Raw genomic sequence first — 21,405 nt, 5'->3', positions numbered from 1 at the left:
GCCTGCCACCCACAATCGCGACAGGCCTCATAGCATCGAATTGGCCAGAACGCTGCCCGCTTTCAAGCTGGCCCGACAAAAAGAACGGCCTGCATATGACCATGAGCATGCCGGTTTCAGCCCGCAGTCTTGGCGCCGATGACCTTGAGTTGCGGACGCTTGCGGCGGCTAAGGATACGGCCCGCCACGGGAGCGTCGGCGCGGCCGTCATCCCCGGCCTTCTCGGCGAACAGCCAGTCGATGAACACCTGCACGATCGGCGTGGTCCGCATTTCGTTGCGGCAGACGATGTAGAATTCATCGACCGCCGGCACCGACAGGCTGAACGGCGCGACCAGCATGCCCCTGGCCAGCAGCGCGCTTGCCGTCACGGAATCGCCCAGCGCCACGCCATGGCCGTGCACCGCGGCCTCGGTCGCCATGCGTGCGTCACCCAGATAATGGCGGCGGCCGCGCTCGAGATCCAGTGCATCGGCGGTTGCCAGCCAAGTGTGCCATTCGCGGCCGTCATCGCCATGCAGGAAGACGTGGTCGGCAAGGTCCCTGACGCTGCGAATCGGCCGGTTGTTGATCAAGGTCGGGCTGACCACGGGAAACAGTTCGAGGCCCGACCATTTGCGCATCCAGCAATCGGCCCAGCTGCCATTGCCATAGTGGACGCAGACATCGATATGCGGCGCGCGGATATCCCTGGGATCGTTGGAGGGGATGAGCGTCAGCTGGATGTCGGGATATTGCGCGGTGAAGCTGCCCAGCCTCGGCGTCATCCACAAAAGCAGCAATGCCGGCACGCAGGACACCGACAGCGCGCCGCTGCTCGCCGGCCGCGTCAGCCGCTGCGTGGCGGCGGCGATGCCGTCGAAGGCTGTCGAGACCGCCGGCAAGAGTTCGGCGCCATGCGGCGTCAGTTTGACCCGCTGGCCGACACGCTCGAACAGCTTGACACCGAGCGACTGCTCCAGCGCCTTGATCTGGTGGCTGATGGCGCCATGCGTGACATTCAGCTCACCCGCCGCCTTGGTCAGCGAGCCATGGCGCGCCGTTGCCTCGAAGGCGCGCAGCGGGTTCAGGGGTGGCAGGCGCTTGGCCATGATGCTCCACATCTTTGTGAGATTTTCTCACAGAAAACACCCTAACAATATCAATTGATTTTTCAATGCGGCTGCCGGACACTTCATCTCGGAACAAGCATCAAGACGTGAAATCTGCAGGCAGCCAGCGGGACAGCGACCCGGCCGGATGACGGTCGGTTCGCTCGAGGTCGCCGACGGTCGTACTGCATCAGCCAGGAGGGACGGATATGGGTTACGATCGCGGCAAGCTCGACGCGTTGCGTCGCAAGTATGGCGAGAGCCATGGCGGCGAGATGTTCGACCCGAAATTCCGCAAGGTCGCCGACAAGATCTTCTCCAAGAGCGGCACGCGGTTGGCGCCCTATTCCGGCATCCCGACCTTCCTCGCCGCGCCTTACCACGAAATCGCCGCGGAGAATCCGGATTTCGGCGATTTGCAGGTGGCCATCATCGGCGTGCCGATGGACCTTGGCGTCACCAACCGGCCGGGTTCGCGCTTCGGGCCGAGGGCGCTGCGCGCCATCGAGCGCATCGGCCCTTACAATCACGTGCTGGAATGCGCCCCGACGCACGAACTCAGGGTTGCCGACATCGGCGATACGCCGTTCCGCAGCCGCTACCGGCTGGAGATCAGCCATGAGGACATCGAGCGCCGCACCAACCAGATCGTCGATGCCGGCGTCATTCCATTATCAGTCGGGGGCGATCATTCGATCAGCCATCCGATCTTGAAGGCCGTCGGCAAGAAGGCGCCGGTCGGCCTCATCCATATCGACGCCCATTGCGACACCAGCGGCCTGTTCGACATGACCAAGTTCCACCACGGCGGACCGTTCCGCAACGCGGTGCTCGATGGCGTGCTCGACCCGACGCGCACCATCCAGATCGGCATCCGCGGCTCGGCCGAATATCTGTGGGAGTTCACCTACGAGTCCGGCATGACCGTAGTCCATGCCGAAGAGGTGACCGGTCTCGGCATACCCGCCATCATCGAGAAGGCGCGCAAGATCGTCGGCGACGGCCCGACCTACGTCTCCTTCGACATCGACAGCGTCGACCCGGCTTTCGCGCCGGGCACCGGCACGCCGGAAGTCGGCGGCCTGACGACGCGCGAAGTGCTTGAACTGCTGCGCGGCCTCAAAGGCCTCAACATCGTCGGCGGCGACGTCGTCGAGGTGGCGCCGCAATATGACGCCACCACCAACACCGCTCACGCCGGCGCCCAGGTGCTGTTCGAAATCCTGAGCCTGATGGTGTTCAGCCCGGCAATTGCGGGCAAAGGAGCCTAAGGATCAAAGTAAAAGCGGCCACCGCGCTGGAGCCGGCGGCCGCTTCAAGCAATCAAAAGCTTCCAGAAGGGGAATAACAATGACAATCCAAAAAACACTCAAATCATCCATCGCCGCCATCCTGGTGCTGGGCGCCGCCGGCCTCGGTATCGCCACCCAGGCCGCCAATGCCGACGCGCTGGCTGATATCACCAAGGCCGGCACCATCAATGTCGGCGTCTTTGCCGACTTCCCGCCCTTCTCCTCGGCCAGCGCCGATATGAGCCTCAAGGGCTACGACATGGACGTCGCGCAGTACATCGCCGACACGCTCAAGGTGAAGCTCAACCCGATCGCCGTCACCGGCCAGAACCGCATTCCCTATCTGAACGACCATCGCGTCGACATTCTGATGAGCGTTGGCTACTCGAAGGAGCGCGAGCAGGTCATCGACTTCGCCGCCGCTTACGCGCCCTACTACATCGCGGTGATCGGGCCGGCTGCAATGACGGTCAAAGGCAAGGAAGACCTTGCCGACAAGTCGATCGCCGTCAACCGCGGCACGCTCGAAGACACCTCGCTGACCGAGGCCGCACCCGCCTCGGCCGACATCAAGCGCTTCGACAACTACAATTCGGTCATCCAGGCCTTCATCTCCGGCCAGACCCAGCTGATGGTCGTCGGCAACGATGTCGGCGCCCAGGTGCTGGCCAAGCAGGACGCGCTGAAGCCGGAGCAGAAATTCCAGCTGCTGACTTCGCCCTCGCATATCGGCCTCAACAAGAATGAGGACGGACTGAAGAAGGCGGTCAATGATGCCATCGCCAAGATGCTGGCCGACGGCAAGCTGGACGAAAGCTCGAAAGCATGGCTGAAGACGCCGCTCAACCCCGACAACCTCAAGGATTGAGTTTCCGTGGCCTTTGCCTGGCTCCCGGGTGCTGTGGGCGATATCGCGCACGGCGCGGTGACGACGATCCTGCTGATCGCCGTCACCACGCTGGCCGGGACGCTGCTCAGCATCCTCGGCGCCGCGGGACGGCGAAACGGCCCCGCGCTGCTCAAGCGGGCCATCGCCTGGTATGTCGAGGTGATGCGCAACACGCCGTTCCTGGTGCAGTTGTTCTTCATCTTCTTCGGCCTGCCGAGCCTCGGCATCAGGCTCGACCCGATCCTGGCCGCCATGCTGGCGATGACGCTCAACATGGCGGCCTATACGATCGAGATCGTCGGCGCCGGCCTTGATGCCGTGCCGGGCGGGCAGACGGAAGCCGCCCTGGCGCTGGGCTTGAGGCCCCGCCAGGTGTTCATCAAGATCGTGCTGCCGCAGGCGCTCAAGATCATCTATCCGGCGCTGACCAGCCAGATCGTCATCATGATGCTGGAGTCGGCCGTGGTCTCGCAGATCGCGGTGCGCGAGCTGACCTATGAGGCCGACATGCTGCAGGCGCGCACCTTCCGTTCCTTCGAGACCTATTTCGTCGTGACGCTGGTCTACCTCGCTCTGTCGATGGCCTTGCGCCGGCTTCTGGTCACCGGCGGACGCCGCGCGCTCGGAGCTGGCGTGTCATGATCGAGTTCACCTTCTGGGACATCGTGCGCAACCTTCTGCTCGCCGCCCGCTGGACGGTGCTTTTGTCCCTGGCGGCCTTCGTTGGCGGCGGTATCGTTGGTATGGTCGTGCTGTTCTTCAGGATCTCCAAGAATAAATGGAGCCGGCGCATCGCCTCCGGCTACATCGCCCTGTTCCAGGGAACGCCGCTGCTGATGCAGCTCTTCCTGATGTTCTTCGGCCTGCCGATGCTCGGCCTGCGCATCGAACCGTGGACGGCGGCGGTGCTCGGCCTGACTTTCTTTGCCAGCGCCTATCTCGCCGAGATCTGGCGTTCCGGCGTCGCTGCGCTGCCATTGGGCCAATGGGACGCCGGCGCCAGCCTCGGCCTGCACTATCTCCAGGAGCTGCGGCTGATCATCCTGCCGCAGGCCTTCTCGATCACCCGTGCGCCGACCGTCGGCTTCCTAGTGCAGTTGATCAAGTCCACGGCGCTGACCTCGATCATCGGTTTCGAGGAGCTGGTGCGGACCTCCAACGCCATCAACAACGCGACCTTCGAACCGTTCAAGGTCTACGGGCTGGTGGCGCTGATCTTCTTCGTCATGTGCTTCCCGCTGACGCAATACGCCCGCTCGCTCGAACGGCGGGCGGCGGCTCGCTGAGCCGAGCATGGTGTGCTGACCGACATCGACGGCGGCTACAGACCAGCAAGCCATCCCTGCGATCAGCGCTCGAATGCCGCTTTTTTGTCATTTGATGACGGTAGGCCTCATCGGCTTTTGACCCCAAACGGACTCTGACAGCTAAAGGCGCGCATGACTGCTTTGCGCCTGATGCCGGACGTTGAAGTAAGGTTTCACACCACCCAAAAGCGGACGTTCTGGAACATCGATGTGATGCCCACTTATGATCCAGGCCGGTCGAAAGATAGGCGACGACCTGGATGGCTGCCTCTGGCGTGTTCACTCGTCCTGTACATCAGGCGGCGACATTGATGCGCAGCGAACTCTTTGGGCAGCCACGGAAGAAGCCTTGCGGAGATATTGCGAGCCTCGTTCATGACACGAGCCGCGGCCGCGAACGATGAAAGCAGGCGCCTGAGGCATTCAATTGAGATCAGACTCTCCGTCGATCAATCTTGTCATCGCGCTAAGAAGATCCTCGCGCAAATCAGCGGTGCCGAGTGTAACGGCTTGGCCGTAGGCGCCGTCCATCAGCAGCGCGAGTTGATCGCCCAGACGCACAGTGTTGCGAGCCCCCATCGCTGCGCTCAAATCCCGAAGCCGTTGGCGTACCATCTGTTTGTTGGCGCATGCCACCGTGGTGCCGGGATGCGTACGATCGGGAAATTCGATCGCCACGTTGATAAATGGACATCCCCGGAAAGTCGGACGCGAAACGAGCTCGATAATACCAATGAACAGCGCTTCGACGACCTTGCGGGGCGGACGCGCTTTCTCCTGCTCAATCTGGTCCCACCATTGCCAAAACCGCCGGTCCTGCTCGGCTGCGACGGCCGCGATCAATTCGTCCTTCGAGCTAAAGTTTCGATAGAGCGTAGACTTTGCCACCCCTGACTTGGCGAGCACGGCATCGATGCCGATCGCCCGTATGCCGTCGCGGTAGAACAGTTCGGTTGCGGTCGCGATCAAACGTTCGCGTGCAGAGGGCTCATCGCGTCGCGGTGCGCCCCGCCTTGCAGTCACAGTCATTCTTCCATCGCCGAGCATTGACATAGAGACAGAACTGTTCCTATAAAGGGACAGGTCTGTCCGATTATAGCATAACGGACCGATTGTGCAAATCGACGTCATTTTAAGGGGCAATTCCATGGCAACATCCGCCAGTGTTGAGGCGAACAAGGCTCTGGTGCTGCGTGCCATTACCGGCGTTTTCGTTGATCGGAATCCGGCCGTGATCGACGAACTGTTCAGCGCGGACTATCGGCAACACAATCCTCAGATTCCGAACGGAACCGACGCCATCAAGGGGCTCCTGAAGCAGCTGCCTGAGAATTTTGAATACATCCCCGGTCTAGCATTCGCCGAAGGCGACTATGTCGCGGTACATGGCCGGTATGTTGGATGGGGACCAAAGCCCATGGTGGCATTCGATGTCTTCCGTGTTGCGAACGGCAAGGTCGCCGAGCATTGGGACGTCATGCAGGAGGAAGTGCCGGCGAGCGAAGCCGTCAACGGCAATCCGATGTTTCCGATAGGTCGGCCGTAGAGATTGCGTGAACGCCTTCGCGCTGTCCGAGTTAGGTGATTTGTGAGGAGATCAGATGCCTGACCAACTTCCTGACGTGGGATCTTTGGAGTTCGCGACGATCAAGGGTCTTCGCGTCCGATATGCCCGATCCGGGCCGAAGCAGGGCGTCCCGGTCTTGCTCACCAGCCCTTGGCCCGAAAGCCTCTATGCGTTCCGCGACCTTCTCTCAACCGTCAACCATGAACATCCAACCATCGCGCTCGATCTTCCCGGCTTTGGTCACTCCGAATCCAGCGGCGACGTGTTGTCCCCGGAAAAGATGGCAGACTTTCTCCTCGGTCTGGCTGCACACTTTGGCATCACGCGCATGCATGCGGTGGGCCCCGATGTTGGAACATCAGCGCTGCTCTTCGCCGCGGCAAAGCAGCCAAACCTGTTTGAAAGCCTTGTCGTGGGCGCAGGCGCGGCGAGCGCAGATCTTGCCGCCGGCCAGCTGAAAGACATCATAGCCACGCCGGCTGGCGCTTTCGCTGACATCGATGGCGGCGCCGTTGGGCTTGGTTTCGTCACGCAAGCCTCGTTGCGACCTGTTTCCGCCGCCGTGTTGGAGGACTACAGGCTGGCATCGGCAGGGCGGCGTTTCGAGGAGGCCGCGAATTACGTCCGCTCTTATCCGCGAGATTTGTCGCGCCTCGAGCCATTGCTGGCCCAAATAGAGACCCCCGTCCTGATCATTGTTGGCAGGAATGACCCTATAGTCCCTCTCGAAAACGGGAAATTCATTGCTGCCCGCCTTCCCCGCAACCGCTATATCGAACTCGATGGCGGGCACCTGATCTGGGAGGACGCATCGGAGGACTACGCTGACGAGATCGTGCGATGGTTTGATGGGGAGTACCGTTCCGTCTGACCGGCACGCTGGCGAGACCACCGTCGCGCTCGACTTCAGCGTAACTTCGGCATTAGCCCGACACGGCCCAGTTCATTGTGAAGTGCCCGGATGGCCTCAACACCCTAGTCATTTGGGTGGCCCTCCGACAGTCGACTATGGATAACGTCATGGCCAATATGGAGTGATGAGAAACGGCACGCGAGAGATGATGATGGTGCGGTCCGCGTCGGTGTCCGTGAGCAAGAGCGAGCCGAGTGCCACTCTAACAGACGTGCCTACAACGGCGGACCGGTCGGGCAAAGCGATGCTGCCGCTCGGCATTGTTCTTTCGCCGGGTTTTCAGGTGATGTACTTTGCGGCGATCTCAGTTTTCGAGGTCGCCAATGTTGCCGCCGGGAGGCCCCTCTACGACATCACGCTCCTGTCGGAGGGCGGCGGGCCGACCCGCAGCTCTCTTGGGGTCGCTGTCGACTCCCAGCCGTTCGACGATCCGAGGGGGTTCGACACCATAATCGTTGGCGGATTGCCGGCGCCTCGCCCGTCATCCGCAGCGTTGATTCGCTTCATCCAGCAGGCGAAGCGCCATTGCCGCAGGGTCGCCTCGATCTGCACCGGGGCCTTCATGCTGGCGGAGGCGGGGTTGCTCGACGGTCGCCGAGCGACGACCCATTGGCTCTTCGCACGGGAGTTGCAGGCAAGTTATCCCAATTTGAAGATGGAGGAGGATCGTATTTTCATCATCGATGGACCCATCTGGACGTCGGCCGGAATGAGCTCGGGCGTCGATCTCGCCTTGGGCATGATTGAAAGGGATTTTGGACCCGAACTGGCGCGGCTCGTGGCGCAGAACCTGGTCGTCTACCATCGTCGCGCCGGCGGACAATCCCAGCACTCTAACCTGCTTATGCTTAGTCCCAAGTCCGATCGCATCCAGAATGCCCTGACCTTCGCCCAGCAGAACCTGAAGGCATCGCTCGGCGTTGAGGAACTGGCCGGCGTCGCCAATCTCAGTCCTCGCCAATTCACCCGGGCCTTCCGGGCCGAGACCGGCCAGACACCAGCCCGCGCTGTCGAGAACCTTCGCATCGAAGCCGCCCGCCTGATGCTCGAGCAAACGCGTCATTCACTTGACGTTATCGCCACCGAAACCGGCTTCGTTGACCGTGAGCGTATGCGCCGTGCTTTCATTCGATCCGGCGGTCAGCCACCACAGGTGGTCAGGCGCTCGGCGCGCGAGAGCAGCCTGAGCATCGTGGAATCGGCATCTCGATCCGCTGAAGAAATGCCGCCGCCAGTCCACCCCGAGCAAACTCCGGTACTCCCCTTATCTGATCTGCTCTAGCGCGCCGACCCAGTTCTCTATGTGGTAGGCCCGCGAAAGCTTGCCGTCCTTGATCGTGAACAGGTCGATCGACATTGTCTTGAAGCTCTTGCCGGTCGGCTGCACACCGTAGAGCTCGCCCTTCGGGGTGCCGCTGGCCTCGCCGCGGACGACAACCTGGTTTCCCGACACGACGACCTCTTCGATCGTCCATTTGAGGTCCGGAATGACCCCGCCCAGCCAGGTGAAGACCTTGGCCAGTTGGTCGCGCGACAGGCAGTCGGTATTGGTTGAGCACGACTGGTAGTCCGGATTGGCAGCCTCTGCGAGCAGTGCCGGCACGTCCTTCTTGGCCGGCTCATTCAATGCTTCGTAGAGCGGAGTGACGATCCTGGTCGCTTCTTCGACGGTGAGCGTAGCGCTCTGGGCGCTGGCGCTTGTGACGCCCAGGCTGGCGGCAAACGCGGCCGCTGTAAGCGACCGCAAAGCCGAGCTCAGAATGGTCGATAGGTCGGTCATTGGTTCTCTCCCGGTTGATGAAATTCAGTTGCGTGCGACCATTGGAGGTCCGCGAAATCCTCGTCTGCCAAGATGACTTCACTGACCGCAACGCCTTTCGCCTCGGCCGCCAGGCACCGCCCGCCAGCAGCATGGACACGACCGCTGGCTGGGCGATGGGGCAATTCTACCCACTAGATATTCCGCTCCCAGGTCTCCTGCTGATGGCTGCGCAGGAAGTCCTCGATGAACTTCGGAACCACGTTGCGGTACTTGCCCTCCTCCGAGGGGACGATGCGGATCATCGCGTCGATCATTTCCCTGGGATCGAGGCGACCGGAGTCGTTGCCCAACAGCAATTCGAGCTGAGCTGCAAGGTCGGCCTTCTTGGTGACGTTCGTGGAGTCATCGAGCCATCGATAGGCTGTCTCCCCGACGCGTTCGTTGAAGCCGGTAAAGTAGCCGCCCGGATTGATCGTCTGAACCTTGATACCGTGGGGCGCCAGTTCCTCGCGGAGGGCTTCGGCTACACCTTCAAGGGCAAATTTGGTCGTGCAGTAGGGTGCGAGCCCTACAGGGGCGACAAGCCCTCCCATCGACGAGGTGAAGACGATCTTGCCCTTCCTGTTTTCGCGGATCAACTTCGCGGCAAATTTCTGGGACAGCGCCAGCGGCGCAAAGACGTTGGTCTCGAAATTCTTGCGCAGCAACTCAACCGGGATTTCAAACACCGGCCCGGATTCGCCATAGCCAGCGTTATTGAACAGGACGTCCACGTCCCATTCGAGGGCGCGAGCGACGTCATAGTCATCGAGGATGTCGAGTTTTTCAACCCTCAGGGTTTTCGCGATGCCGAGTGGGTCGGCCTTGTTGCGCAGTGCCGTCACTTGCGGCGATATCTGTACTCCCGCGATAACTTGGTGCCCCGCCTGGGCCAAGCCGATCGCCGTTCCTTCGCCGAAACCGGAGCCGGCGCCAGTGATGAGGATGGTCTTCTTGTCAGCCATGATTGAACCCCGAGATTCTATTCGATCGTGCAGGCAGCCGATGCCACTGCAAAGTCCTTGTCGATAGGGCCACCGGACACGCCGATGTACCCGACGATGTCGTCGCCGCTTTTGATCGGTATGCCACCGGCAAATCCCATCAGGCCGTCACTCGAACCTTCCATTCCGAAAGCGCCCACTTCGGGCCGAAGGAACTCACCAACCCTTTCGGAATTCATACGGAATAGCATGGCGGTCTTTGCTTTCTTGATTGCGATGTCGATGGACCCGAGAAAGGCATCGTCCATCCGAACAAATGCCTTCAGGTGACCCGCCGTGTCGAGGATGGCGATGTCCATCGGGATCCCGATTTCCACGGCCTTCGCCTTCGCCTGGGCCAGAAGGGATTCCGACTGCGATAGAGTGATGTCCATAGCTTCTCCCCATTTCGCCGCTTGCAACCGCAAGGTCCACGCCCGCTGCAAGACCAGGCAAATCTAGGCGGGGGAAGGACGTCCTGAAACGACATAAACACCCGCAATTTCGGACATACTGACAGTCGCTTCGAGCGATGGGCGCGCGGGCGTCTCAAGGAAGGGTTCTCCATCGAAGCCGCCGCGGGCGCGCTTTCAACGAGTTCGCGGACATTGCAACGTCGTTGCGCCGAAATCCTTGGCAAGTCGCCTTTGGCGTACTTCCAGGATATGCGCGTCGAGTATGCTCAAGCGTTGCTTCGCGGCAGCGTCGGCGACGTCGACTGCGCGGCCATGATTAGCGCTTTGGCCCCATCGCGTGATTTCCGCCTTGTGCCGTCATGCAATTCCATAAGCCCGGCATAGCTAGTAATTGCGACATCCGCTTGGGTTAGCCGCAGAGGCAGTTTATCCGCGTTTGTGCTCCGCAAGCTGCCGGTTCCGCTCTCGGCCCTTATTGAGACGATCATTGCCTCGGTGCCAAGCGTCGGCTCATGGCGCTTAGCGGGCGTTTCGCGGCAGTTCTGAAGGCGACGTTTAACGAGCCATAGGACATAACGGCCACCTGTTAGCCGGCGGCGGTTCGGTTCAATGCCCAAATGCCAATGGCGGTGCGATCTGGTCGCGCCGCAGCCAGCGCGCCAGCAGCAGCGCCGCCACCACGGCCAGCCCTGTCGACAGGCCCATCCAGATGCCGACGCCGTGGAAGCCGAAATGGAAGGCGAGCAGCACGCCGAGCGGCAGGCCGACGCCCCAATAGCCGATCGCGGCATAGATCATCGGCACCTTGGTGTCGTGCAGGCCGCGCAGCATGCCGGCGGCAACCGCTTGCGCGCCGTCGAACACCTGGAAAAGTGCTGCAAACACCAGGAACGACACGGCGAGCGCGATCACCCTGGCATTGGCCGGGTTGGCGAGATCGATGAAGGCGCTGATCAAGAGATGCGGCCAGAGGACCATCACCAGCCCCATCAGTGCCATGAAAGAGACGCCGATGACAAAGGCCGTCCAGCCGGCGCGCGACACGCCTTCCGGATTGCCGGCGCCATGCGCAAGACCGACGCGCACCGTCACCGCCTGGTTGAGGCCGAGCGGCACCATGAAGGAGATCGAGGCGATCTGGATGGCGATCGCATGCGCGGCCAGCGAATCCGCGTCGATCAGGCCCATCAGCAAGGCGGCCGCGTTGAAGATCGTCACCTCGAAAGCCAGAATGCCGGCGATCGGCAGACCAAGCCGCAGCAGGCCCTTGAAGCGCGGCCAGTCGGATCGCCAGAAGCGGCCGAAGAGACGGTAGCGCCGGAACTTCTTCTCCAGCATCACCACGACAGCCATGCCGACGAACATCAGGGTGCTGGAAAGCGAGGTGGCAAGCCCCGATCCGGAGATACCCATGGCCGGGACACCGAGATTGCCGAACATGAACACCCAGTTGAAGAAGACGTTGCAGGCGACGGCGACGAAGACAATCACCAGTGCCCAGCCCGGCCGTTCCAGTGCCGAAATGAACGAGCGCAGCACGATATAGCCGTAGAAGGGCAGCACCGCCCATTCGAGCCAGCGCAGATAGATGCCGGCCTGATGCGCCAATGCCGGCTCCTGGCCCATCGCCAGCAGAATAGCCTCACCGTGCCAAAGCACGAGCCAGATCGGGATCGAGATCAGGATCGCCAGCCACAGACCCTGGCGCACGGTGCGGCGCAAATCGCGCACGGAATAGCGGCGGCGGCCAAGCTCGGTCGCGATCATCGGCGAGGTCGCAAGCATCAGCCCAAGGCCGAAGATCAGCGGCATGAAATAGAGATTGGCGCCAAGCGCGCCGCTGGCCAGCGTATCCGCTCCAAGGCGTCCCATCATCATGACGTCGGTGGCCGTCATCGCGGTCTGGCCGAGATTGGTCAGCACCATCGGCCAGGCCAGCGCCAGCGTCGCCCTGATTTCCTGACGCCAAAGATTTTCCGGCGCGCGAGCGCCGGCTTCGATCGCAGACATTGTTCCGCTCTTTCCAGATACGGCACGTCGGCAAAGCGCCGGAAGCCGCATGTCAAACGGCAAAACCTTCGGTTTCGCGGCGTTTGCGTCAGCTTTTGGACGAAACGCGACATGAAGGCAAGGGAGGAGGAACGGGCACCGATTGAGCCAGCGCCCTTCCGGGGGGCCGTTGCCGCGTTCCCTTGCCGGCAATGGGCTGCTACGGATTGCCTTGGAGATCGGCAGCCAGCGAACCCGTCGGGAGGAATGGATGGCGTTCAGACAGCGAAAAAACCCTGCCGCGATCCCACGCACGGCGCCGGCCTTCGAACATATCGTCACCGAGGCGAGCGACAGTTTCCTGTGGCGGCTCGACGACTATCCCTGGGAACGCAATGTCTGGAACTTCCATCCGGAATACGAAATCCACCTGCTCAGGAAATCCTCCGGCGTGGTCCTGGTCGGCGATCACATCGGCGAGTTCGGGCCGGGCTACCTGACCATCGTCGGCGGCGGGCTGCCGCATGACTGGGTGACGGCGGTGCAGCCGGGCGAGTTGATCGAAGGCCGCGACATCGTCCTGCAATTCGATGCGCAGAGGCTGCGCGGCTCGGCGGCCCTGCTGCCGGAACTGCGCGAACTCGAGCCGTTCCTCGAGCGGTCGCTGCGCGGCATCGTCTTTCATGGAAGCACCGCGCTGGAAGGCGCCGAACTGATGGAGCGGATGGGAACGGTGCATGGGCTCGCCCGCCTCTGCTTGTTCCTCGAACTGGTCGATCTCCTGGCCAGGACCGACGAATACCAGCTCTTGTCGTCGCCGGATTTCTCGCCGGCTCTCGACGCCGCCTCGCTCGACATCATCCAGCGCACGCTGACCTATCTGTTCCAGCATTTCGCCGAGGATCTGAAGCTGCCCGACGTGGCCGAACGCGCGGGAATGACGGAGAGCACATTCTCGCGCTTCTTCCAGAAGAACACCGGCAACGCCTTCAGCGACCACCTCGCCAAGCTCCGGCTCTGGCAGGCCTGCAAGCTGCTGGCCGACACCGATGTTGCGATCACGGACATCTGTTTCCAGGTCGGCTACATGAACATCTCCAACTTCAACCGCGCCTTCCTGCGCAAGCACAAGATGACGCCGTCCTCCTATCGCAAACTGTCGCGGCAGCGGTTGACGATGCGGGCTTAAGCACGCCCTAAATCAACGGCTTGGACATGATCGATACTCATGTGACGGAAGCCGTGGGTGGTTGCCGTATTTTGCGCTGCACAATGCATAAAAGTACAGGTTTGCTGCAACGGGGCTTCTAGCTTGGCCCATCGCAACTCCGCATTTTGGCGATGGGTGGCAGTTACTCGGGCGATGGTGAGGATCGCGTAACCCGACGACTTGCGCTTCCTGGGACATATTCTGGAGGAGAAAAGATCAATGAAACCAGTTAGGCTCGCTGCCAGCCTTGGCGCAGCTTTTATGCTTTCCACCGCCGTTTCAACCATCGCGCTGGCGCAGGCGCCGGTCTGCTCGGCCCCGGTCAAGGTGCTGGCACAGCCACGTGACGGCCTGACGCTTCTAGAGGACTCCAAGGCCGAGTTCCAGAAGCTCTCCGGCGCCAGCTTCCAGATCGATTATCTCAACGAGAACGACCGCCGGGCCAAGTCGCGCGCCGATGCGTCCACCGTCGGTAATTACAACGTCTACTATGTCGACGAGGCCAATGTCGCTCTGTTTGCGTCGTCGAAATGGATCGTGCCGCTGACCGATTATTATCCGGCTGACTATGATTATGCCGACTTCGATCCCGGCCGCCAGAAGGTCGCCACCTATGATGGCAAGGTCTGGTTCGCGCCGCTGACCGGTGGCGGCGACCTGATGGTCTACCGCAAGGACGTGCTCGAGGCCGCCGGCATCCAGCCGCCGAAGACGCTGGACGAGCTGATCGCCGACGTGCCGAAGCTGACCAATCCGGACAAGGGCATGTACGGCATCGCGCTGCGTGGCGCACGCGGTTCGGGCGCCAATGTCTGGCGCTGGATGCCGTTCTTCAAGGCCTATGGCGGCCAATGGTTCGACGGCGACAAGCCAGCCTTCAATTCGGAAGCGGCCGTCAAGGCGACCGAGACCTATCTGAAGCTGTTCAAGGATTCGGCCCCCGGCACGCAGACCGGCAGCTGGGATGAATCGACCGGCGCCTTCCTGTCGGGCCAGGTCGCCATCCTCGTCGAATCGACGCCACTGTCGGGCATGGCCGTCGACCCGAAGACCTCGCAGGTGGTCGGCAAGATCGGCTTCCTTCCCCCACCGTCACCGCTGACCGGCGGCGGCTACGGCCACGGCCTCGCCATCGCGGCGAAAGCCAATGCCGACGACGCCTCGAAGAAATGCGCCGGCCTGTTCATCGCCTGGGCGACATCGAAGGAAAACGAGAAGCGCCGGCTCGACGCCCATCAGTTCGGCGAGCTGAACCGCACCAGCATCCTGTCCAGCAAGGAATTCGCCGATATCTACGGCGCCGATCTCGGCCAGGCACTGGCCGAAACCGGCAAGGTCACGGCGGTCAACTTCTGGCAGGATCCGCGCTGGCCCGATCTCGGCGACCGTTGGGGCATCATCCTCGAGGAACTGGTCACCGGCACCCGCACCGACGTCAAGGGCGGCCTCAACGAACTCGAGGCCTATGCCAACGAGCTGGTGAAGAAGAAATAGAGCCATCCTCCCGCCCGTGGTGCGCGGTCCGCGGCATTGCCACCAATGCCGGGATCTGCGCGCCACGGGACCGTTTGCTCCCTAGAGCAATTCCAGGAAAAGTGTGATCGGTTTTCCGTCCGGAATTGCGTCAAAACAAAGAGTTAGAGCAGTTCACCGTTTTCGTTAAACGGTGAACTGCTCTAGGAGAAATCATGCCGACACGATCGAGACGCAAGCGAGGATAGCTGCCAATGGCCCGACGCACGTCGCTCCCTGTCACCTTCGTCGTTCCGACCATCGCCATCCTTCTGGTGCTGTCGATGGTGCCGACGCTCTACGCCATTGTCATCGCCTTGCAGAATCGCGAGTTGAGCACGCCTGATTATTCCTGGGTCTGGCTTTCGAATTTTTATGACCTGTTTCTCGACCGCCGCTTCCTTAACGCGGTCTGGGTGTCGGTGAAATGGGAGATCGTCACCGTTGTCGCGACCATGGTGGTGGCGATCGGCCTCGGCGTGCTGATGTTCGAGGTCGCCAGCCCACGCCTGCGCAATGTCTACTGCCTGCTGTTCATCATCCCGGTGCTGTTGCCACGCGTCTCGGCGGCTTTCGTCTGGAAGTTCGCCTATCACCCGCTCTACGGCATCGCCACCTACCCCTACCGGCTCATCACCGGCGGGCTGATCTTCGACCCGCTGTCCAAACCGGCGACGGCATTGTTCGCCGTCGCCTCGGTCGATGTCTGGCAATGGGGACTGTTTTTCGCCGTCATTGTGCTGAAGCTGCTCGAAACCCTGCCGCCGCAGCCTATCGAGGCGGCGCGGCTCGACCACGCCAAACGCTGGCAGATCCACGCCTATGTCACCTTGCCGATGCTGAAGGCACCGCTGATCAGCCTGATGTTCGTCAAGATGATCGAATCGCTGCGCTCCTTCGACCTCATCTATGTCATGACCCGCGGCGGACCGGGCGTGGCAACTGAAACGCTCGACATGTACGCCTTCTCGCAAGGCTTCATCGAATCCGGCAAGGTCTCCTACGCCTCGGCCATGGCCGTGCTGATGATGATCGCCACCGTCGTCACCTTCACCATGCTGTGGAAGCGGGTGCAGGCATGAGGCTATATGGCATGAGAGTGGGCCGCCTGATCGGCAGGATCGTGCTGGCATTTGCCGGCTTCATGGCCGTGTTTCCGCTGCTGTGGACCGCGCTCAATGCGCTGAAGAACAATGTCGACATCATCACCCGCGTGCCGCGCCTGGTGTTCACGCCGACGCTGGCCAACATCAGCTACATCATCGGCCGCGACAGCGTGCTTACCGGGCTGTACAACTCGGTCGTCGCTTGCGGCTCGGCCGTGCTGATCGGTGTCGTGCTAGGCCTGCCGGCGGCTTACGCGGTGGCGCGGTACCCCAACCGCTGGGCCGGCGACATCCAGTTCTTCGTGCTGTCGCTGCGCTTCCTGCCGCCGGTGGCGGTGGCCATCCCGCTGATGGTGATCTGGCTGCAGATCGGCCTCTACGACACTTTGCCGGCGCTGATCATCACCTATTCGCTGCTCACCATCTCGGTGATCATGTGGCTCGCCATCCCTGCTTTCCAAAGTGTGCCCAAGGAGATCGAGGAAGCCGCCTTCGTCGACGGCTACGGCGCCTATTCGGTGTTCTGGCGCGTCGCGCTGCCCGTCGCCGCCCGCTCCCTGGCAGGGGCGGTCGCCTTCAGCTTCGTATTGGTCTGGAACGAGTTCCTGATCGCGCTGATGCTGTCGAGCTCGAATGCCAAGACCTTGCCGATCGTCGCCTCGGAACTCTCCCAGCAAGGCATGAACGTGCCCTGGGGCATTCTCAACGCCTCGGTCGTGCTGCTGTCGCTGCCGCCGCTGCTTTTTCTCGGCGTGCTCAGCGGCTTCCTGAATTCCGTTTTCCGGCAAAAAAAGACTTGATGCGAGGATTACCCGATGCGGGCACTGGTGCTTGAGAAAAAAGGCGAACTGTCGCTGCGCGAGATCGCGTTGCCGCTCGATGTCGGGCCGGACGATGTCAAGATCGCCATCCACACGGTCGGCGTTTGCGGCAGCGATGTGCACTATTACACGCATGGCGCCATCGGCAGCTATGTCGTGCGCGCGCCCATGGTGCTCGGCCACGAAGCCGCGGGAACCGTGATCGAGACCGGCGCCAATGTCGGGACGTTCAAGGTCGGTGACCGCGTCTGCATGGAACCTGGCGTGCCGAACCTGTCGTCGCGCGCGACAAAGCTCGGTATCTACAATGTCGACCCTGACGTCAGTTTCTGGGCGACGCCGCCGGTGCATGGCGTGCTCGCGCCCTACGCCGTGCATCCCGCCGCCTTCACCTACAAACTGCCGGACAATGTCTCCTTCGCCGAGGGCGCGATGGTCGAGCCCTTTGCCATCGGCATGCAGGCGGCAAGCCGTGCCCGCATCGTTCCGGGCGATATCGCCGTCGTCGTCGGTTGCGGCCCGATCGGCATCATGATCGCGCTTGCGGCGCTGGCCGGCGGCTGTTCGAAAGTGCTGATTTCGGATTTTTCGGCGCCGAAGCTCAAGATCGCCGCGCAATATGCCGGCATCGTACCGGTCAATATCGGCGAGCAGTCGCTGGTCGATGCCGTCGCTGCCGCGACCGACAATTGGGGTGCCGATATCGTCTTCGAGGCCAGCGGCAGCCCGAAGGCCTTCACTGATTTGTTCGATGTCGTGCGGCCGGGCGGTGCTGTGGTGCTGGTCGGCCTGCCGGTGGAGCCGGTGGTCCTCAACGTGCCGGCGGCGATCTCGAAGGAAGTGCGCATCGAGACGGTGTTCCGCTACGCCAACATTTTCGACCGCGCCTTGCAGCTGATCGCTTCCGGCAAGGTCGACCTCAAGCCGCTGATCACCGGCACCTACGACTTTTCCGACAGCATCAAGGCATTCGAGCGGGCTGCCGAAGGCAAGCCGGAAGACGTCAAGCTGCAGATCCTGCTGACCGACGAAAAGGGCTGACCATGTCCGCGATCGTTTGCTCCCATGTCGACAAGGCCTATGGCGCCACCACGGTCATCCGCGACCTCAACCTCTCGATCGAGGAGCACGAATTCGTCGTGTTCCTCGGCCCGTCCGGCTGCGGCAAGTCGACCTTGCTGCGCATGCTGGCGGGGCTGGAGGATATCAGCGGCGGCGAGGTCTCGATCGGTGGCAAGGTGGTCAACGATCTCGATCCGGGCGATCGCGGCATCGCCATGGTGTTTCAGAACTACGCGCTCTATCCGCACATGACGATCTTCGACAACATCGCCTTCGGGCTGCGGCGCCAGAAGGTGCCGGCGGCCGAAATCCGCAAGCGGGTCGAAGCGGTGTCGGGGACGCTCGGGTTGGAGCCCTATCTCGGCCGCAAGCCGGCGGAGCTGTCCGGCGGCCAGCAGCAGCGCGTCGCGATCGCGCGGGCGATGATCAAGACGCCCAAAGTGTTCCTGTTCGACGAGCCGTTGTCCAATCTCGACGCCAAGCTGCGCAACCATATGCGCGTCGAGATAGCGCGCCTGCACCAGTCGCTGAAGACCACCACCGTCTACGTCACCCATGACCAGTTGGAGGCGATGACGCTTGCCGACCGCATCGTGCTGCTCAAGGACGGCGTCATCGAGCAGATCGGCTCGCCGGCGGAAATCTACCGTCGGCCCGGCAACATGTTCGTGGCTGGCTTCATCGGCACGCCGAACATGAATTTTGTCGAGGTCACGGTCGGGCGTTCGGGGGATGGCTGGACACTGACCGGTGCCGGAACGGTGCTTTCGATAGGCGGCTCGACCTTCCATCTCCAGCATGGCGACCGCGCCGTGTTGGGCATCCGGCCGCCGGACCTGAAGACGGCCGGCGCCGGGGTCGCCGGCATATTGCAAGGCACGGCCGATCTCATTGAATTCCACGGCAATGATGCGCTGGTGACATTCGGCTCCGGCGGTAAGGAGGTCAGCGCGCTGGTTCCGGCACGCGAATGCCCGCTGCTGCACTCCCCTGTCCGCTACACATTCGAGGAGGAAAGCATCCATCTGTTCGACGCGACGTCGGGCGCGTCGCTGCGCAAGCAATAGCGCAAAAAGCCTAGAGCGTTTCACCGTTTCATGGAAACGGCGAACCGCTCTAACTCTTTGTTTTGACGCAATTCCTGACGGAAAACCGCTCACACTTTTCCTGGAATTGCTCTACCGGATCGCGTCGACCGCCTGCCGCTGCCGGTGCATCTCGAGGAAGATCCGGTAGTCGCGGTCGAAGCGGGCGCCGGCGGCCGGATTGGCGGCGCGCGTCTTGCCGCCTTGTTGCATGGCAAGGCAGGCGGCGTTGAGGTCGGGAAACAGGCCGGCAGCGGTGGCGGCCACCATGCCGGTGCCAAGCAGCACCGCTTCGTCGGCCAGCGGCTCGACCACCGTGCAGCCGGTGGCGTCGGCGTAGAGCTCCATCAGCAGCGGGTTCTTGGTGTGGCCGCCGGTGACATGCAGCGTATCGATCAGATAGCCATTCTCGTTCAACGCCTCCAGCACATGGCGCACGCCGAGCGCGATGCCTACGGCGGTGCGCCAGTAGAGCTTGCACAGGCTGTCGAAGGAGGAATCCAGCGTCAGCCCGCTGACGACGCCAACGGCATGCGGATCGGCGAGCGGCGAGCGGTTGCCGTGAAAGTCAGGCAGTACATGCAGGCGTGCGGCGAGGTTCTCGCCCTCGGTGGCGCGCAGTTCGGCGACACGCCTGGCGATTTTTGCATGCATGGCCGCATCCGGCTCGCCGCCGGCGCCGTGCCAGCGGATAATGTGGTCGAGCAGGGCGCCGGTGGCCGACTGGCCGCCTTCCGACAACCACAGCTTCGGCAGCGCCGCGCCGTAATATGGTCCCCAGACGCCGGCGAAAGGTTGCGGGTCGGGCGACATCGCCATGACGCAGCTCGACGTTCCGGCGATCAGTGCAAGGTGGCGGCCGATATCCTGCTCGTCGCCGGCAAAGCCGCCGAGCACGCCAAGCGCGCCGGCATAGGCGTCGATGACGCCGGCGCCGACCCGGCAGTTTTCCGTCAGGCCGAGCTCCGCCGCCGCCTGCGCCGTCAGCGGACCAATGTCGGCGCCGACCGGACTGGCGCGCTCCGGCAAATTGCCGTGTTCAAAGAGATCGTCGAGGCCGACGATTTCGAAGAAATCGCGCTGCCATGCACTTTCCTCATGCGCCAGATAGGTCCACTTCGCCGTCAGCGTGCATTGCGAGCGGGCCAGCGAGCCGGTTGCTTGCCAGGTCAGGAAGTCGGTCAGGTCAAAAAGATAGCCGGCTTCATTCCAGGTCTTGGGCAAATTACGCTTCAGCCACATCAGCTTCGGCGTCGCCATCTCCGGCGACATGACGCCGCCTATGTAGTTGAGCACCTCGTGGCTGCTCGCCGTGCATTCGTCGGCTTCGGCAATGGCACGGTGGTCGAGCCAGACGATGGTGTCCCAGCGCTTGTCGCCGGTGGTCGAGACGCTGAGCTGATCGCCCTGCCGGTCGCGCACCACCAGAGAACAGGTGGCATCAAACGAGATGCCGACAATATCTTGCGCCGCAACGCCGGCTTTTTCACGGGCGGCACGTACGGCGATGCAGACCGCCGACCAGATATCGCGCGAATCATGCTCGGCATGATCGGGCTTTGGCTGGTTCATGGCGATTGGCCGATCGGCACGGCCGAGCAAGCTACCACTGGCGTCGAGAATGCCCGCGCGAGCGCTCCCGGTGCCGACATCGACCGCGCAAACAAACTGTTTCGTCAAGATGCTCTAACTCTCGCTCCCAGGCCTGCAATCAGATCGGGCAATTGCAGCATGTCAGCGAATATAAAGTCCGGTTCGGTCGACGCAAGCCGCGCTTTCAAGGCGGGGTTGCCGGCATGCGAGCCGCCGGTGAAGGCAAAGACGCGCATGCCTGCCGCACGCGCCGCCGCGACGCCGGCTGGACTGTCCTCGATGACGAGGCATTTGCGTGGATGCGCCCGCATGGTGGCGGCGGCGTGGAGGAAAAGGTCCGGCGCCGGTTTTCCCTTGGCCACCATGGCGGCGCTGAACAGATGCGGCTCCATCAGCCCGAGCAGGCCGGTGACGTCGAGCGCATAGCGGATGCGTTCCAGTGTGCCGGACGAGGCGACGCAGAACGGCAGGCCGAGTTTCGGCAACATCTCCTTGACGCCGGGAATAGGCTTCAGCTCCTCACGGAACTTGCGCATCAGTTCGACCCGCATGGCGGTCAGATGCTGATCGGTGATCTCCAGGCCGAAGTCGCGGCCAAGGATCTCGCGCACGCTTTTCATGCTCTTGCCGAGGAAATGCTCGTAGGCGGCGTCCTCGCCGATGCTGCCGCCGGCAAGTTCGATCATGCCGAGCAGCGCCGAGACGGAAAGCGCTTCGCTGTCGACCAGCACGCCATCGCAGTCGAAGATGACCAGTTCAGGCGTCATG

General features: G+C 62.3%; 21 protein-coding genes. 13 read left to right on the top strand and 8 right to left on the bottom strand.

Annotation, left to right across the window (positions count from 1 at the left end):
• Positions 1-116: 116 nt before the first annotated feature.
• Positions 117-1,091, bottom strand: a complete 975-nt coding sequence (gene gcvA / locus AC0V7N_RS03720; RefSeq protein ID WP_475454820.1) for a transcriptional regulator GcvA — start codon at positions 1,089-1,091, stop codon at positions 117-119.
• A 209-nt stretch (positions 1,092-1,300) separates the two neighbouring features.
• Here gcvA and speB point away from each other — a divergent pair, with 209 nt between their 5' ends.
• The 4 genes from speB to AC0V7N_RS03700 all read left to right on the top strand — a co-directional run bounded on the left by speB (position 1,301) and on the right by AC0V7N_RS03700 (position 4,558).
• Positions 1,301-2,362, top strand: coding sequence for an agmatinase (gene speB / locus AC0V7N_RS03715; protein ID WP_475454818.1), 1,062 nt, complete (start codon positions 1,301-1,303; stop codon positions 2,360-2,362).
• Positions 2,363-2,441: 79 nt separating this feature from the next.
• A complete protein-coding gene (locus AC0V7N_RS03710) occupies positions 2,442-3,251 on the top strand; it encodes a transporter substrate-binding domain-containing protein (RefSeq protein WP_475454816.1) in 810 nt (269 codons plus the stop codon).
• Positions 3,252-3,257: 6 nt separating this feature from the next.
• Positions 3,258-3,914, top strand: coding sequence for an amino acid ABC transporter permease (locus tag AC0V7N_RS03705; RefSeq protein ID WP_475454814.1), 657 nt, complete (start codon positions 3,258-3,260; stop codon positions 3,912-3,914).
• Complete coding sequence (locus AC0V7N_RS03700) at positions 3,911-4,558, top strand: amino acid ABC transporter permease (RefSeq protein WP_475454812.1); 648 nt, start codon at positions 3,911-3,913, stop codon at positions 4,556-4,558. The genes AC0V7N_RS03705 and AC0V7N_RS03700 overlap by 4 nt, the downstream gene beginning before the upstream one ends.
• Before the next feature lie 444 nt (positions 4,559-5,002).
• Here AC0V7N_RS03700 and AC0V7N_RS03695 read toward each other — a convergent pair whose 3' ends face one another.
• Positions 5,003-5,608: a TetR/AcrR family transcriptional regulator gene (locus AC0V7N_RS03695; RefSeq protein WP_475454810.1), complete on the bottom strand. Its 606-nt coding sequence runs from the start codon at positions 5,606-5,608 to the stop codon at positions 5,003-5,005.
• Positions 5,609-5,726: 118 nt separating this feature from the next.
• On the opposite strand from AC0V7N_RS03695, the gene AC0V7N_RS03690 reads away from it, so the two are divergent.
• From AC0V7N_RS03690 to AC0V7N_RS03680, 3 genes are all read left to right on the top strand, one after another.
• Positions 5,727-6,125: a nuclear transport factor 2 family protein gene (locus AC0V7N_RS03690; protein WP_475454808.1), complete on the top strand. Its 399-nt coding sequence runs from the start codon at positions 5,727-5,729 to the stop codon at positions 6,123-6,125.
• A gap of 55 nt (positions 6,126-6,180) precedes the next feature.
• Positions 6,181-7,017 carry an alpha/beta fold hydrolase gene (locus tag AC0V7N_RS03685; protein WP_496627712.1) on the top strand — a complete coding sequence of 279 codons (837 nt, stop codon included), beginning with the start codon at positions 6,181-6,183 and terminating at the stop codon, positions 7,015-7,017.
• A gap of 286 nt (positions 7,018-7,303) precedes the next feature.
• Entirely contained in the window at positions 7,304-8,341 is a 1,038-nt protein-coding gene (locus tag AC0V7N_RS03680; RefSeq protein WP_475454802.1) for a GlxA family transcriptional regulator, read from the top strand.
• Here AC0V7N_RS03680 and AC0V7N_RS03675 read toward each other — a convergent pair.
• The 4 genes from AC0V7N_RS03675 to AC0V7N_RS03660 form a co-directional block, all read right to left on the bottom strand.
• Positions 8,324-8,839 (bottom strand): ester cyclase, encoded by a 516-nt coding sequence (locus AC0V7N_RS03675; RefSeq protein ID WP_475454800.1) that lies wholly within the window; start codon positions 8,837-8,839, stop codon positions 8,324-8,326. The two genes, AC0V7N_RS03680 and AC0V7N_RS03675, sit on opposite strands and share 18 nt — an antisense overlap.
• Before the next feature lie 173 nt (positions 8,840-9,012).
• Positions 9,013-9,825, bottom strand: coding sequence for an SDR family oxidoreductase (locus AC0V7N_RS03670; RefSeq protein WP_496627711.1), 813 nt, complete (start codon positions 9,823-9,825; stop codon positions 9,013-9,015).
• Between the two features lie 17 nt (positions 9,826-9,842).
• Positions 9,843-10,238: a GlcG/HbpS family heme-binding protein gene (locus tag AC0V7N_RS03665; RefSeq protein ID WP_475454796.1), complete on the bottom strand. Its 396-nt coding sequence runs from the start codon at positions 10,236-10,238 to the stop codon at positions 9,843-9,845.
• Positions 10,239-10,865: 627 nt separating this feature from the next.
• On the bottom strand, positions 10,866-12,269 hold the full coding sequence (locus AC0V7N_RS03660; RefSeq protein WP_475454794.1) for an MATE family efflux transporter: 1,404 nt from the start codon (positions 12,267-12,269) through the stop codon (positions 10,866-10,868).
• 250 nt (positions 12,270-12,519) lie between these two features.
• Here AC0V7N_RS03660 and AC0V7N_RS03655 point away from each other — a divergent pair, with 250 nt between their 5' ends.
• The 6 genes from AC0V7N_RS03655 (at position 12,520) to AC0V7N_RS03630 (ending at position 19,026) form a co-directional block, all read left to right on the top strand.
• Positions 12,520-13,437, top strand: a complete 918-nt coding sequence (locus AC0V7N_RS03655; RefSeq protein ID WP_475454792.1) for an AraC family transcriptional regulator — start codon at positions 12,520-12,522, stop codon at positions 13,435-13,437.
• Between the two features lie 240 nt (positions 13,438-13,677).
• The gene (locus AC0V7N_RS03650; protein WP_475454790.1) at positions 13,678-14,952 is read left to right on the top strand and encodes an ABC transporter substrate-binding protein; all 1,275 of its coding nucleotides are present in this window, start codon (positions 13,678-13,680) and stop codon (positions 14,950-14,952) included.
• Between the two features lie 233 nt (positions 14,953-15,185).
• Positions 15,186-16,052 carry a carbohydrate ABC transporter permease gene (locus AC0V7N_RS03645; protein WP_475454788.1) on the top strand — a complete coding sequence of 289 codons (867 nt, stop codon included), beginning with the start codon at positions 15,186-15,188 and terminating at the stop codon, positions 16,050-16,052.
• Between the two features lie 11 nt (positions 16,053-16,063).
• Positions 16,064-16,876, top strand: coding sequence for a carbohydrate ABC transporter permease (locus tag AC0V7N_RS03640; RefSeq protein WP_475454786.1), 813 nt, complete (start codon positions 16,064-16,066; stop codon positions 16,874-16,876).
• A 15-nt stretch (positions 16,877-16,891) separates the two neighbouring features.
• Positions 16,892-17,938: an NAD(P)-dependent alcohol dehydrogenase gene (locus AC0V7N_RS03635; protein WP_475454784.1), complete on the top strand. Its 1,047-nt coding sequence runs from the start codon at positions 16,892-16,894 to the stop codon at positions 17,936-17,938.
• Positions 17,939-17,940: 2 nt separating this feature from the next.
• Positions 17,941-19,026 carry an ABC transporter ATP-binding protein gene (locus tag AC0V7N_RS03630; protein ID WP_475454782.1) on the top strand — a complete coding sequence of 362 codons (1,086 nt, stop codon included), beginning with the start codon at positions 17,941-17,943 and terminating at the stop codon, positions 19,024-19,026.
• Positions 19,027-19,137: 111 nt separating this feature from the next.
• Here the strand turns inward: AC0V7N_RS03630 and AC0V7N_RS03625 are convergent, their stop codons facing one another.
• Complete coding sequence (locus AC0V7N_RS03625; protein WP_496627710.1) at positions 19,138-20,724, bottom strand: FGGY family pentulose kinase; 1,587 nt, start codon at positions 20,722-20,724, stop codon at positions 19,138-19,140.
• Entirely contained in the window at positions 20,721-21,404 is a 684-nt protein-coding gene (locus AC0V7N_RS03620; protein WP_475454778.1) for an HAD-IA family hydrolase, read from the bottom strand. The genes AC0V7N_RS03625 and AC0V7N_RS03620 overlap by 4 nt, the downstream gene beginning before the upstream one ends.
• Position 21,405 lies beyond the last annotated feature (1 nt).

The sequence above is a fragment of the Mesorhizobium kamtschaticum genome (assembly GCF_056174585.1).
The sequence above is the reverse complement of the archived record's forward strand: the minus strand, read 5'-3'. Positions and strand labels throughout refer to the sequence as shown.